Raw genomic sequence first — 13,416 nt, forward strand, 5'->3', positions numbered from 1 at the left:
TCAGAACTCGTACCGGACGCCCTCGACGGGCGTCTTCCCCTCGTCGCCCTCGGGCGAGTACGCCTCGACGACCACGCGGAGCGCGTCGACGACCCCGTCGGGGTCGAGCCGGGCCGTGTTCAGCACGAGGTCGTAGATGGAGAGGTCCGCGATGTCGATGCCGTAGTACTCCCGGTAGCGGCCGGCCTCGCTCTCGGCCCGGGCGCGGGTCTCCTCGTGGGCCCGGTCGACGGACTTGTCCTCGCGCTCGGCGATCCGCTGTGCTCGGACCGCGAGTGGCGCGTTCAGCCACATCCTGAAATCGGCGTGTTCGCCGGCCATCCAGCCCGCCAGCCGCGACTCGAGGACGAGCGCCTCGCGCTCCCGGGCGGTCTCGCGGAGCCGCCGGTCGAGGTCGCGGTCGATGGTGTCGTCCTCCTCGGCCGCCCGGTTGAGCTCCAGCGGCGTCATGCCGCGGTCGTCGGCGAGCGCCCGAAAGACGTCACCCCCGCTCACGTGCTCGTACCCGAGCGCCTCGGCGAGCCCGGCCGCGGCAGTGCTCTTTCCACTGCCGGCTGGGCCGGAGATGGTAATCAGCATGTGTCTCTTCCGTCGCAGCCGTTCAAAATCGTTGTCCTTGCGGGGACCCTTTGGGGCCGTGTAGCGAGGTCACACTGTCGCCGGGGCTCGGCCGAGGCAGTTCATCGACAGATCCCGACGTCCCGCGGCGACCTCGTCGGGAGCTCCCCCCTCGGAATCCCCGGTCGCGCGACCCGGCGGGGCGATGCAGGCACCGTGGCTCCGAGCGCGAGGGCTGCGGCGGCATCCACGTCGCTGCCGGTCGCTCGGAGGATACGTCAGTACTTGCCGTATTGTACATGAAACGGTGGTGTTCGAACGCAATACCGGCTATATTATCTCAACGTCCGCCCCTCTATCACGGATTCGGGTATACGATATATAGCTGAGGCGGATGCCGGATACGCCCAGTACCCCGGACACGCTCGGTCCCGGCACCGTTTTCACCGTCGGCGTCCGCGACCAAGCGATGGCAGACGACGACCCCGGGCCGGACGAGGCCCATCTGCGCGCACTGGAGGAGATGTACCACGAGGCACCGTGCAACGACCGGCTGGACCCGACGCTCTCCATCGGCACGGCCGAGGCGACCGTCGAGTTCGAGGTCGACGAGTCGACTCACCACGCCGCCGGCGGGATGCACGGCTCGTACTACTTCAGGGCGCTCGACGACGCGGCCTTCTTTGCGGTCAACTCGCTCGTCGAGGACGTCTTCTGCCTGACGACGGGGTTCGACGTCCACCTCGAACGGCCGATGAGCGAGGGGACGGTCCGCGCGGAGGGGGTCGTCGTCAACGCGAACCCGAACCAGCTGCTGGCGAGCGCCATCGCCGAGGACGACGACGGCGACGAGATCGCCCGGGGGACCGGCCGGTTCGCCCGGAGCCGCGTGGAGCTGGACGAGTCCGTCGGCTACGAGCGGGACTGAGGGGCCGTCATTAACCCGGGCGTGCCAACAGGGAACAGAGTTTTACCGGGCGGCACCACGTCACACGCTCGCATGAAGTACTACCGGCAGGCACCGCTCCGGCACGTCGGTGACGTCCCGGCGATGGGGGCCGAGCGGTACGGCGAGAAGCGCGCCCTGGAGTACCGGGGGCAGGAGTACTCGTACGCGGACCTGGACCGGCGGGCCGACCGGGTGGCGTCGGCGCTGGTCGAGCTGGGCGTGGGGCCGGGCGACCGCGTGGCGATGTACATCGCCAACTCGCTGCAGTTCCCGGAGACGTTCTTCGGTATCGTCCGGGCGGGCGCCGTCGCCGTCCCGCTCAACCACCGGATGGACAAGCCCCGGCTGGCGTACATCCTCGAGGACGCCGACGTCGATCTGCTGGTCGGGTCGGAGGTGTTCCCCTCGGTGGTCTCGGACCTCGCCGCGCACGTGGAGACGACGCTCATCCCCGGCGGCAACGAGGACGCCGGGCTGCTGGACTACGACGAGCACGTCGACGGGGCGAGCCCGGAGTTCGACCGCCCGGAACGGGAGTTCGAGGACGTCTGCCTGCAGTGCTACACCTCCGGCACCACCGGCGACCCGAAGGGGGTGCTGACGACCCACGAGAACGTCCTGACGACCGCACGGTCCTACACCAAGACCGGCCCCGGCGACCCGGAGGAGAACACGGCGCTGCTGGTGCTCCCGCTGTTCCACATGTACGGGCTGAGCGTCGTGCTCATCAACGGGCTGTACAACGGCGCCGACATCGTGCTGAAGACGCTGCCCGTCGCCTCGCAGCTGCTGGGGGCCATCGACGAGCACGACGTGACGGAGTTCGCCGGCATCCCGGCCATCTTCATCGAGATGCTGGCGGCGTACGAGTCGGACCCGGACGCGTACGACCTCTCGAGTGTCGAGACGGTGGGGTCGGGCGCGGCGCCGCTGGCCGACGACACCCGCGACCGCGTCGAGGCGATGTTCGGCGCCCAGCTCATCGAGGGCTGGGGGATGACCGAGACCACGCCCGCGGGCACCACCAACACCGTCCGCGGGGTCATCAAGGGCGCCGGCTGCATCGGCCGGCCGAGCCCGGACATGGAGATCAAGCTCGTCGACCCGACCACCGGCGAGACCCGCGTCCCGGCAGAGTGTCTCGACCCGAAGGCGCCCGTCGACATCACCGACCACGTCGATTTCGACGACGAGGCGTCCTACACCGGCGAGATGGCCGTCCGAGGGCCGCAGGTGTGCCAGGGCTACCACGACCTGCCCGAGAGGAACGAGGCCGTCTTCGACGAGGCCGGCTGGTTCTACACGGACGACATCGCGCGGGTCGACGAGGACCGCTTCCTCTGGATGGTCGACCGGGCCGACGACATGATCATCGTCGGCGGGGAGAACGTCTACCCCGCCGAGGTCGAGAACGCGCTGTTCGACCACCCGGAGGTCGCCGAGGCCGCGGTCGTCGCCGCCGACCACGAGGTGAAGGGCGAGGCGCCGGTGGCGTTCGTCGTCCGCGAGAGCGGGGCCGACCCCGAGGCGGTGACCGAGCAGGCGGTCCGGGAGTTCGCGCTGGAACGGGTGCCGACGTACGCCCATCCGCGGCGGGTCTTCTTCGTCGGCGAGCTCCCGCGCTCGGGCACCCGGAAGGTCCAGCGCTACAAGCTGGTCGAGGCGGCCGCGGAGCGGCTCGACGGTCCGCTCTCGCCCAGCGGGGAGCTGTAAGTCCCCCGCTATCCCGGTGATTCCACTCGCAGCCGCGTCCCCCCGACAGTATCCAGCTAACCTGTCGGATTCCCATTCGCGGCGTCCGGTTCACCGAATACATCCGACAGTGCTCCCTCGCCCACGAACCGTGGTCCGTAGGGCTCGCGCCCCGGGAACCCCGCGACGCGCTCGTGCAGGGCGTCGACGAGCGCCGACGGGGACAGCGTCCGCTCCGTGTCGGCCCGGCGGTCGTAGAGCTTCAGGTCGCCCCCCTCGGCCTCCCGGTCGCCCACGACCGCGACGAGGGGGACCCGGTCGGCGGCCGCGCGGTCGAACCGCTCGCCGACGGGGGACGGGCGGTCGTCCACGTCGGCCCGGAGGCCGGCGTCGGCGAGGCGTCCGGCGAGGGCGGCGGCTCGGTCGCGGTGGCCGGGTTCGACGGTGAGGAACCGGACCTGCGTCGGCGCGAGCCAGGCGGGCGCCGGGTCCGGAAGGGACCGGCGGACGTCGTCGGGTGCGCCGACGGGCGCACACTCGACGAGCAGCGGCGCGTCGCCGTCGGCGAGCGTGAGGTCCGCACGCGAGGCCAGTTCGGGGTCGAGCCGGACCCGTGGCGCGACGGCCGCACGGTCGGTCTCGGGGTCGCGGAAGGTCAGGTCGACCGCCTCGCCGCCGCCGTGTCGGGCGAGGAGTACCGGACGGTCCAGTGCCGCCGCGAGCGCGTCGAGGCGGGCCGGGTCGGCGTCGCCGCCGGCCCGGCAGACCGGGACCGCCGGGTGGCCACAGTCCGTCAGCAGGTCGCGGGTCAGCGTGGCGAACGCGCGGAGTTCCGCCCACGCGCCGTCCCGGTCGCCCGCGACGGCGTGGGCGGTCGGGACCGTCGCGCCGCCGTCGGCCGTCCGCTGCGGGCCGGCCTCTGCGAGGCGGACCGGGCAGTCCGCCCGCGAGAGCGTCGCGTCGCGGAGGAGCGAACAGACCCCGAGCCGCGTCGAGACGCGCAACGCCCCGTCGACGCCCGCGTCGGCGCCGGGCCAGGGCTCCCCGACCGCGCCCAGCAGGTCGGCGACGGCCGACGCCCCGAGGTCGAACGTCGCGGGCGTCTCGACCGGCGTGGCGCCGTGGTCGCGGAGTCGCGCCCGGGCGTGCGCGACTGCCAGGTCGTGCACCAGCCGCCCGTCCGGGCTGAGATGGCGACCGCCGAGGTCGTCCCGCGCGGCGAACGGGCCCGCTGGCGGCGTCGGCCCCGTACCGGTCGCCACCGGGAACTCGGCCGCCGCCTCGCCGGCCGTCAGCCGGTCACAGGTCGACCGCGTCGGGTCGTCGAGGGCGACCGCGTCGAGCGAGCGTCGGTCGCCGTCGGCCGTCAGCACGGTCCAGTCCGGGGCCGCCCGGGCGTCGCCCGGGGCGGGCGACGCGTCGAACCGCGACACCGTCGCCCCGAACGGGTGGCCGGCGGTCTCCAGGGCGAGCGCGTGATGCCAGCCGACGGGGGCACGCACCACGGTCAGGTCGTCGGCGAGCGCCCCGGCCAGCGCGCGGGTACATTCGACGGTCGTGGCGTGGTCGGCCGCGCGCTCGCTCAGGGCCGGACACGGGTAGATGAGCGCCCGCGAGAGCCGCAGGTCGGCGGCCCGGTCGGCGAGATGGATGGCCGTCCGCCGGGCGACGGTCTGGGGGTCGCTGGCGTCGGTGCCCTCGACGGCGACGAGGACCGCGAGGCAGTCGTCGAAGCCGCCCTCGCGGGGGGCCGGAGGTCGCCCCTCGGTGTCGGGCGTCGGGGCCTCGGGCTCCGGGGCGTCCTCCGCGGGCGGCGCGGCGACCGCCTCGAACGCACAGTGGTCGGCGTGGATGTCGAGGACGCGCACGTCCGCAGGGTCGGCCGGTCGCGGCAAAGCGGTTGCGGGGCGGCCGATGGGTCGTGGACCCGGGCGCCGTCCCGACCCCATGGCAGTCGTCGTCGGGCCCACGCTCCCGGAGCCGCAGTTCGGCCGTATCGAGGCCGTCCGGGCGACGCTTGCCGACCGGTTCGGCCTCGACCGCTACGTCAACCCGTATCCGCACGTGACGCTGTACGGGCTGGACGGGCTGGCCGACACGCCGGCCGTGCCCGACCTGCACCGGGACGCCGTCGACGCGCTCGCGCCCCTCGGGCACGCGCCGACGGACTACGACAAGCCCGCCGTGGTGGTTCCCGCGCGTCGGGCTCGCGCTCCCGCTCGGCCCGGAGCGTGCCGGCGAGGTCGTCGGGTGCCCGCTCGACGACGCGACGTTCGGCCGGACGTTCACCGTCGACGGCGTCTCCGTCACCCGACTGTCCACGGCGGGGGACGAGCACGAACTCGTCGCGTCGGTCGGCCTGTGAGCGCCGCGACGCCGTCTCCCCGTGGGGTTAAGCCGCGGGCACTCCTGAGCCGGGCCCATGAGCTTCCGTGAGATGGACGCGGGCGGCCACGAGCACGTGGCCTACTACCGCGACGAGCCGACGGGGCTGCGTTGCATCGTCGCCGTCCACGACTCGCGGCGGGGCCCCGCCGTGGGTGGCACCCGGATGCTGGCGTACGACGACGAGGGCGGGGCGCTGACCGACGCGCTCCGGCTCTCGCGGGCGATGGCGTACAAGACCGCCGCCGCCGAACTGCCGCTGGGCGGCGGGAAGGCCGTCATCATCGGCGACCCCGCCGAGAAGACCGACGACCTGCTCCGGGCGTACGGGCGCGTGGTGGATTCCTACGGCGGCCGCTTCGTCACCGGCGAGGACGTCAACGTCGACGTCTCGGACCTGCGCGTCGTCGAGTCGGTCACCGACCACGTCGGCGGGACGGGCGGGGGCGATGGGACCGACGTGACCGCGGCCGGCGTCGTCCACGGGCTCCGGGCCTGCTTCGCCGAGACGGACGGTGACGACTCGCTGGCCGGGCGGCGGGTCGCCGTCCAGGGTGTCGGCAAGGTCGGGCGGGCGCTGGTCGCGCGGCTGGTCGACGCCGGCGCCGAGGTGATGGTCGCGGACGTGGACGGGGCGGCGGTGGCGGCCGTCGGGGACGAGTTCGGCGTCGAGTCGGTGGCGCCCGACGCGGTCTACGACGAGCCCTGCGACGCGTTCGCCCCCTGCGCGCTCGGGGGCGTGCTGAACGACGAGACGATACCCCGGTTGCGCTGTGACGTGGTCTGCGGGTCGGCCAACAACCAGCTCGCGGGGCGCCGACACGCGGACGCGCTGGCCGAGCGGGGGATCCTCTACGCGCCGGACTACGTGGTCAACGCGGGCGGGCTGGTCTCCGGGGTCGTCGAGCTGGAGGGCGGGGACCCGGCGGCCGCCCTGGAGCGGGTCGGGGCGGTCCGGGGCCGGCTGGCGACGATGTTCCGGACGGCCCGCGAGACGGGCAGCACGCCGCTCGCGGCCGCGGACCGGTTCGCCGAGGCGCGGATGGCCGAGGGCGGCGAGCGGCAGCTGTTCTGAGCACCCCGGGGGCCGGGCGGGCCACCGTGGCACGGCGTCACGCCGTCTCTAAACCTTTATCCGACGCTCCCGACTCCCTCCGGTATGGTAGCCGTCACGCTCCCCGACGGGTCCGTCCTGGACCTGGAGGACGGGGTCACGGTCGAAGAGGTCGCGTACGAGATCGGACCCGGGCTCGGGGCGGCCACAGTCGCCGGCGTCGTCGACGGCGAGCTGATGGACCGGCACGCGCCGCTCGAGACGGACTGCGAACTCGAGATCGTCACCGAGGACTCCGAGGAGTACCTGCGGGTGCTGCGCCACTCGGCAGCGCACGTCTTCGCACAGGCGCTCCAGCGGCGGTATCCGGAGGCAACGCTCACCATCGGCCCGCCGACCGACGAGGGGTTCTACTACGACGTCACCGGCGTCGACCTCGACGAGGACGACCTGGATGCCATCGAGGAGGAGATGGCCGACATCGTCGCGGCCGACTACGACATCGAGCGCGTCGAGCGCTCCCGCGAGGAGGCGTTCGAGATCTACGGGGACAACGAGTACAAGCGCGAGATCTTAGAGACCGAGGCCGCCGGCGAGGAGGAGGTCTCCTTCTACGTCCAGGACGACTGGCAGGACCTCTGCCGGGGCCCCCACGTCGACAGCACGGGCGAGGTCGGCGCGTTCGAGCTACTGAGCGTCTCGGCGGCCTACTGGCGCGGCGACGAGGACAACGAGACGCTCACGCGGGTCCACGGGACGGCGTTCCCCTCCGAGTCGGATCTGGAGGAGTACCTCGAGCGCCGCGAGCAGGCCAAGGAGCGCGACCACCGCAAACTGGGCAACGAGCTGGACCTGTTCTCCATCCCGGACGTGACGGGGCCGGGGCTCCCGCTGTACCACCCCGCCGGGAAGACGGTGCTGGACGAGCTCTCCGACTACGTCCGCGAGCTGAACGAGCGGTACGGCTACGAGTACGTCGAGACCCCGCACCTGTTCCGCACGGAGCTGTGGAAGAAGTCCGGCCACTACGGGAACTACCGGGACGACATGTTCCTGCTGGACGTCAACGACGAGGAGTACGGGCTCAAGCCGATGAACTGCCCGGGGCACGCCTCCATCTTCGAGCAGGGCTCCTGGTCCTACCGGGATCTCCCCGTCCGCTACGCCGAGGACGGCAAGGTGTACCGGAAGGAGCAGCGCGGCGAGCTCTCGGGGCTCTCGCGGGTCTGGGCGTTCACCATCGACGACGGCCACCTGTTCTGCCGGCCGGGCGACATCGAGCGGGAGGTCGACAACGTGATGACCGCCATCAACGAGGTTCTGGGGACGTTCGATCTCGACTACAACGTGGCGCTCGCCACGCGCCCCGAGAAATCCGTCGGCAGCGACGAGATCTGGGAGCGTGCCGAGTCACAGCTGGAGTCGGTGCTCGAATCGTCGGACCTCGACTACGACGTCGAGCCCGGCGACGGCGCCTTCTACGGCCCGAAGATCGACTTCGGCTTCGAGGACGCGCTCGGTCGGGAGTGGGACGGCCCGACGGTCCAGCTGGATTTCAACATGCCCGAACGGTTCGACCTGAGCTACATCGGCGAGGACAACGACGAGCACCGGCCGGTGATGATCCACCGAGCGCTGTACGGCTCCTACGAACGGTTCTTCATGGTGCTCATCGAGCATTTCGACGGGAAGTTCCCGCTCTGGCTCGCCCCCGAGCAGGTCCGGGTGCTCCCCATCTCCGACGACAACCTCGGCTACGCGCATCGGGTCAAGAACGACCTGGAGGAGGCGGGCTTCCGCGTGACCGTCGAGGACCGCGACCAGACCATCGGTCGGAAGATCCGCGCCGCCCACGAGGACCGACTGCCGTACATGCTGGTTGTCGGCGACGACGAGGAGGCAGAGGACACGGTGTCGGTCCGCGACCGGAAGGAGCGCGAGTCCGACCCGGTCGGCCTGGAGGCGTTCCGGGCACATCTGGTCGCGGAGCGCGAGGAGAAGCGGACCGAGCCGGACTTCGTCGACTGAGTCAGGGCCAGTTCGCGTCCACGCCGACGAGGTCGGCCGACAGCGCCCAGAGCCGGGTCGCGGTGTCCTCGTCGCGGGCGCTCGGCGAGGCCCGCGCCGGTCGCTCCTTGTTGAAGTAGCGCCCGTTGGCGTCGACATCGCCCGCGAGCGTGGCGAGCGCGGCGCCCCCGTCCGCCACGCTGTCGCTCACGCCGGGGACGAGGTCCAGGCTCTCCCAGACGAGCGAGCCCGGGAAGGCGAGGTCGCGGCCGACGCCGCTGCCGGGGATGATCCCGGGGTGGAAGCAGTTGACGCGCTGGTCGTCCCGGACCCGGCGGGCCAGCTCCGTCGTGAACAGGACGTTGCAGAGCTTGGAGTTGGAGTAGAGGGCGAAGCCGCCGAGCCCGGTCCGCTCGGTGACGCCGGTGGCCTGGCCGAGCCGGCGGAGCGGGGCCAGCTGCTTGGCGCCTGTGATGCCGGGAACGCCGGTGCGGCCGTTCCCACGGATCTCCTCGAAGTCCAGGTCGCCGTTCCGGTGGGCGACCGACGTCGTGGTGACGACGCGGCCGTCATCGGCCAGCAGGTCGACGAGCTCGTGCGTGAGGAGGTAGCCCGCGAGGTGGTTGACCGCGAAATGCAGCTCGAACCCCTGCTCGCTCTCGCGGTAGTCGTTGATCGCGAGTCCGGCGTTGTTGCAGAGCGCGTCCAGCCCGTCGACCGCCTCGCGGACCGTGTCGGCGAACGCCCGGACCGCGTCGAGGTCGGCGAAATCGGCGCCGTGGAACGCCGCCGTCCCGCCGGCGTCCTCCACCCGTGCGACGGTCTCGGCGCCGGCCGCCTCGTCCCGGCCGTGGACGAGCACGTGCCAGCCCTGCTCGCCGAGCCGGACCGCGCCGTCCCGTCCGATCCCACTCGTCGCCCCGGTGATGAGTGCCGTCGGCATGCGTGTTCTCCGCGAACGCGTGGAACGGTTTGACTGTTCCGTGTTCGTTCCACCCCCCACGGACACGGTTCGAACCCCACGGTGGCCGGTCGCGCCACCCGCGACCGACGGAGGGAAGTCACCCGGGCCCCAACAGACGTGCAATGAGTTCCCTGGGGACCGGTGAGGGCGAGGGCGAGCCGGACTGGCGGGCCGGGCTGGACGCCGTGGACGCGGCGCTCATCGACGGCTACCAGTCCGGCTTCCCCGTCGCCGAGGAGCCGTTCCAGTCCGTCGCCGCGGACCTCGGCGTGCCCGAGGCGGAGACGCTGGAACGGGTCCGGGCGCTCTACGACCGCGGTATCTTCCGGCGGTTCGGCGCCGTGCTCAACCCGCCGGTCGTCGGGTCGTCGACGCTCGCGGCCGTCAGCGCCCCCGAGGACCGCTTCGACGAGGTCGCCGGGATGATCAACGGCTACCGGCAGGTCAACCACAACTACCGGCGTAGCCACGAGTGGAACATGTGGTTCGTCGTCACCGCGGGCAGCCGGGAGACCCGCGACCGCATCATCGCGGAGATCGAGGCCGAGACCGGCTGCGAGGTGCTCGTCCTGCCGATGCTGACGGATTTCTACATCGACCTGGAGTTCCCGGTCGTCAACGAGGACCGCTTTGCGCGCGAATCACTGCAGGAGACGGCGGTCGACGCCACCCGTATCTCCGAGGAGGCGACGGCCGACCTGACGGACGTCGAGCGCCGCCTCCTGCTGGAGATCCAGGACGGGTTCCCCCTGACACGGACCCCGTACCGCGATATCGCGGCGGCCATCGACGCCCCCGTCGACTCGGTCCTGGCGGCCGTCGAACGGCTCCTCGGCGAGGGCTGCATCAAGCGCGTCGGCTGCGTGGTCAACCACATCGTCACGGGGTTCGACGCCAACTGCATGGTCGTCTGGGACGTCCCCGACGACGAACTCGACGCCCGCGGGGAGGCCGTCGGCTCGCTGCCGTACGTGACGCTGTGCTACCACCGGCCCCGGCGGCCGGACCAGGACTGGGGCTACAACCTGTTCACGATGGTCCACGGGCGCGAGGCCGCGGCGGTCGACGCGAAGGTCGACGAGCTCGCTGTCGACCACCTTCCGTTCGAGCACGAGCGGCTCTACTCCACCGAGACGCTGAAGCAGACCGGCGCGCGCTACGACGACATCGTCTCCGGCGACTGAGCCGGGAGCGGACCGGGCGGGACGGCGACGGGGCTATCCGGGGCAGTCGCGAGGAACCGCTCCGGTCGGGTGTCGTCGCGAGAGAAACCGGCCGGAGGTCGACGGGGCCGTGCCTACCGCCAACCGTCGAGGTCGAGGGCCTCCTCCGCCCGCATCGAGAGCCATGCCCCGTCGCGACAGATGGCCGCGATTACGAACCGATCCTCGTCGACCGAGGACATGACCTCGCAGTCCGGAGCTAGTGCGGACGCCCGCGCAGTGTCGGGTGCCATACTGTGACAGTAGATGACAACCGTATATAAATATGCCGGATAAGACCGCCGCTATCGGGCGGTCCGGACCCGGCAGTTCCGTCGTGTGGCGGACGGACGGCCGATCCTCCGGAACGCGTGGGTCAGGTTCCCACGGTTGGTGAAACGGCCGTTTCATCTTGCGGTGGATACTAGAGGCGCCGCGCGGAGTTATCGCATACGGCACGCGGACAGAGCGTACCGGCGTCCGACCGCGGCGCGGTCACGCGCCGACGTCCGGCACGACCTGTCGACACACTACGATACACGCCGCCCCAACGACAACCAACATCCATGACCGAGAACGATAAGTCACGTCGAACGTTTCTGAAAGCAACTGGTGCCGCCGCCCTGACGGCGGGTATCGCCGGCTGTTCCGGCGACGGTAGCAGTGAACCGACCGATGCCAGTACCGAGACCGGTACCGGAACCGGTGAGCAGACCCCCGTCGTGAAGGAGCGGACGGAGATCGTCCCCGGCTCCACCGCGGTCGAGAAGACCGGCGAGTACTCCTTCCGGATCACCCTGCGCGAGCCGTTCTCCTTCGCGGTGCCGGTCCTGGCGTATTCGGCGTTCTCCATCGTCCCCGAAGGAGTGGTCGGCGACATCCAGGGGTACGACGGCGACATGAGCTACGAGGAGTTCTCGACCAGCAACCCCGTCGGCGCCGGTCCGTTCCGGTTCGAAACCTGGGAATCCGGGGACGGCGGCGAGTTCGCCGCGACCGCCTTCGAGGACTACCACGGCGAGGCGGCCGACTTCGACCTGCAGGACGCCATCATCACGTCCCCGACGGCCCGGTTCAACTACTTCCTCAACGAGAACGCCGACGTCGCCGGCATCCCGACGGAGAAGTACGAACCGAACAAGGTCGACCTCCCCAGCGGGGCCGGCCAGCGGACCGGGAGCTACGGGCCGTTGCAGAACGACAAGACGGTCAACATGGCGCGGACGCCGACGATCAACACCTTCTACGTCGGGTTCAACATGGAGAAGGTGCCGAAGGCGGTCCGCCAGGCGATGGCCTACGTCGTCAACCGCGAGTCGTTCGTGGAGAGCGTCTTCAAATCCCGCGGTGCGGGCGCCTACAACCTGACCCCCACCCAGATCTTCCCGGGCGGCGCCAGTGCGTACCAGGAGCACTGGCAGGGCTACGACGGCGGCGACACCGGCGGCAGCGGCTTCGACGGCCTGAGCGGCTACCCGTACAGCCCCAACCAGAACGACGTCGCGGCCGCCAAGCAGGTGATGCGCGAGGCCGGCTACGGGCCGGACAACCGGTTCGAGCTGAACTGGCTCCAGTACGAGAGCGGCACCTGGAAGCAGATGGCCAACACCATCCGCTCGCGGCTGGAGGCCGCCTTCATCGACATGAACATCAGCTCGGCCGCGTTCGGGCCGCTGCTCTCCCAGTCCGAGAAGGGCCAGCACGAGGCGCTCACGCTGGGCTGGATCGCCGACTACCCGGCGCCCCAGAACTTCCTCCAGCTGGTCGACCCGCCGAACACGGTGTACGACGCGGAGGGCACGCAGCCCAACGGCGCGCGGCTGTTCTGGTCGGAGGACGCCATGGCCGACGAGAACGTCCGCCAGTTCATGGTCGACCAGTTCGACCGCATCCAGAACAACCCCGGCACCTCCGAGGAGGCCAAGCAGACCCGCGCCGACGCCGCGGTGAAACTGGAGGAGGGGCTGTGGGCATCGGCCGCCATGATTCCGATCTATCACCGTACCGACGACCTGTTCTGGTACGACACGGTCGACTACGACGCGCCGGGCGCTATGGGCGCCTCGCGGTCGAAGATGGTCAACGCCGCCAGCGGCGTCAAGGGCGGCACGGTCAACGGCATCTCGGCGACGTTCAACTCGCTGGACCCCATCGCGTCGGGCAACACCGCCAGCGGCGGGAAGATCATGGACATGTTCGACGCGCCGTTCAACTACCCGAACGCGGCACCCGAGGCCGAGCCCCTGCTCGTCGAGGACTTCGAGGCCAACGATGAGCTGACGCAGTACGAGTTCAAACTCAAGGAGGGCGTCCAGTTCCAGGGAGACTACGGCGAGGTCACCGCCGACGACGCCGTCTACTCCATCCGGCGACTGGTCGAGTCCTCGAACTCGACGAACACCTACTTCCCGCTCTCGGTTCTGAACATCGACCGCGAGGAGCGGACCGTCACCTACACCGAGGCGCCCAGCGGGGAGTAACCGACCCCCGGCCGATAACCGCCTTCCCGTCCGTCCCGCGGATTTGAAGTGCGCGCGCCTCCGACCGACGAATATGTTTCGTTACGATGCTTGCATACGAACGACGTCACGCCCGTCCACGTTCA

At 70.9% G+C, this 13,416-nt stretch carries 10 protein-coding genes; 6 read left to right on the forward strand and 4 right to left on the reverse strand.

What is annotated here, in order from left to right:
• Entirely contained in the window at window positions 1-579 is a 579-nt protein-coding gene (gene cmk / locus DP107_RS02145) for a (d)CMP kinase (RefSeq protein ID WP_144260486.1), read from the reverse strand.
• 448 nt (window positions 580-1,027) lie between these two features.
• Between cmk and DP107_RS02150 the strand changes: the two genes are divergently transcribed.
• Window positions 1,028-1,486, forward strand: a complete 459-nt coding sequence (locus tag DP107_RS02150) for a PaaI family thioesterase (protein WP_185977130.1) — start codon at window positions 1,028-1,030, stop codon at window positions 1,484-1,486.
• A 72-nt stretch (window positions 1,487-1,558) separates the two neighbouring features.
• Window positions 1,559-3,220 (forward strand): class I adenylate-forming enzyme family protein, encoded by a 1,662-nt coding sequence (locus tag DP107_RS02155; RefSeq protein ID WP_144260487.1) that lies wholly within the window; start codon window positions 1,559-1,561, stop codon window positions 3,218-3,220.
• Window positions 3,221-3,276: 56 nt separating this feature from the next.
• On the opposite strand, the gene DP107_RS02160 is transcribed toward DP107_RS02155, so the two are convergent.
• Entirely contained in the window at window positions 3,277-5,067 is a 1,791-nt protein-coding gene (locus DP107_RS02160) for a threonyl-tRNA synthetase editing domain-containing protein (RefSeq protein WP_185977131.1), read from the reverse strand.
• 554 nt (window positions 5,068-5,621) lie between these two features.
• On the opposite strand from DP107_RS02160, the gene DP107_RS02165 reads away from it, so the two are divergent.
• Window positions 5,622-6,659 carry a Glu/Leu/Phe/Val dehydrogenase family protein gene (locus DP107_RS02165; protein WP_144260489.1) on the forward strand — a complete coding sequence of 346 codons (1,038 nt, stop codon included), beginning with the start codon at window positions 5,622-5,624 and terminating at the stop codon, window positions 6,657-6,659.
• A gap of 84 nt (window positions 6,660-6,743) precedes the next feature.
• Window positions 6,744-8,666 carry a threonine--tRNA ligase gene (thrS, locus tag DP107_RS02170; RefSeq protein ID WP_144260490.1) on the forward strand — a complete coding sequence of 641 codons (1,923 nt, stop codon included), beginning with the start codon at window positions 6,744-6,746 and terminating at the stop codon, window positions 8,664-8,666.
• Between the two features lies 1 nt (window position 8,667).
• On the opposite strand, the gene DP107_RS02175 is transcribed toward thrS, so the two are convergent.
• A complete protein-coding gene (locus DP107_RS02175) occupies window positions 8,668-9,588 on the reverse strand; it encodes an SDR family NAD(P)-dependent oxidoreductase (RefSeq protein ID WP_144260491.1) in 921 nt (306 codons plus the stop codon).
• Window positions 9,589-9,731: 143 nt separating this feature from the next.
• On the opposite strand from DP107_RS02175, the gene ahbB reads away from it, so the two are divergent.
• Window positions 9,732-10,793: a siroheme decarboxylase subunit beta gene (gene ahbB / locus DP107_RS02180; RefSeq protein ID WP_144260492.1), complete on the forward strand. Its 1,062-nt coding sequence runs from the start codon at window positions 9,732-9,734 to the stop codon at window positions 10,791-10,793.
• A 113-nt stretch (window positions 10,794-10,906) separates the two neighbouring features.
• On the opposite strand, the gene DP107_RS19745 is transcribed toward ahbB, so the two are convergent.
• The gene (locus DP107_RS19745) at window positions 10,907-11,065 is read right to left on the reverse strand and encodes a DUF7556 family protein (protein WP_185977132.1); all 159 of its coding nucleotides are present in this window, start codon (window positions 11,063-11,065) and stop codon (window positions 10,907-10,909) included.
• A 312-nt stretch (window positions 11,066-11,377) separates the two neighbouring features.
• On the opposite strand from DP107_RS19745, the gene DP107_RS02185 reads away from it, so the two are divergent.
• Complete coding sequence (locus DP107_RS02185) at window positions 11,378-13,291, forward strand: ABC transporter substrate-binding protein (RefSeq protein ID WP_144260786.1); 1,914 nt, start codon at window positions 11,378-11,380, stop codon at window positions 13,289-13,291.
• Window positions 13,292-13,416 lie beyond the last annotated feature (125 nt).

The sequence above is a fragment of the Haloglomus irregulare genome (assembly GCF_007421925.1).
Lineage (GTDB): Archaea > Halobacteriota > Halobacteria > Halobacteriales > Haloarculaceae > Haloglomus > Haloglomus irregulare.

What these genes read in the sequence shown, in the direction of transcription:
- DP107_RS02165 (WP_144260489.1), top strand. Translation starts at nt 5,622, where the DNA reads ATGAGCTTCCGTGAGATGGACGCGGGCGGCCACGAGCACGTGGCCTAC.
- thrS (WP_144260490.1), top strand. Translation starts at nt 6,744, where the DNA reads ATGGTAGCCGTCACGCTCCCCGACGGGTCCGTCCTGGACCTGGAGGAC.
- DP107_RS19745 (WP_185977132.1), bottom strand. Translation starts at nt 11,065, where the DNA reads ATGGCACCCGACACTGCGCGGGCGTCCGCACTAGCTCCGGACTGCGAG.
- DP107_RS02175 (WP_144260491.1), bottom strand. Translation starts at nt 9,588, where the DNA reads ATGCCGACGGCACTCATCACCGGGGCGACGAGTGGGATCGGACGGGAC.
- cmk (WP_144260486.1), bottom strand. Translation starts at nt 579, where the DNA reads ATGCTGATTACCATCTCCGGCCCAGCCGGCAGTGGAAAGAGCACTGCC.
- DP107_RS02185 (WP_144260786.1), top strand. Translation starts at nt 11,378, where the DNA reads ATGACCGAGAACGATAAGTCACGTCGAACGTTTCTGAAAGCAACTGGT.
- DP107_RS02155 (WP_144260487.1), top strand. Translation starts at nt 1,559, where the DNA reads ATGAAGTACTACCGGCAGGCACCGCTCCGGCACGTCGGTGACGTCCCG.
- ahbB (WP_144260492.1), top strand. Translation starts at nt 9,732, where the DNA reads ATGAGTTCCCTGGGGACCGGTGAGGGCGAGGGCGAGCCGGACTGGCGG.
- DP107_RS02150 (WP_185977130.1), top strand. Translation starts at nt 1,028, where the DNA reads ATGGCAGACGACGACCCCGGGCCGGACGAGGCCCATCTGCGCGCACTG.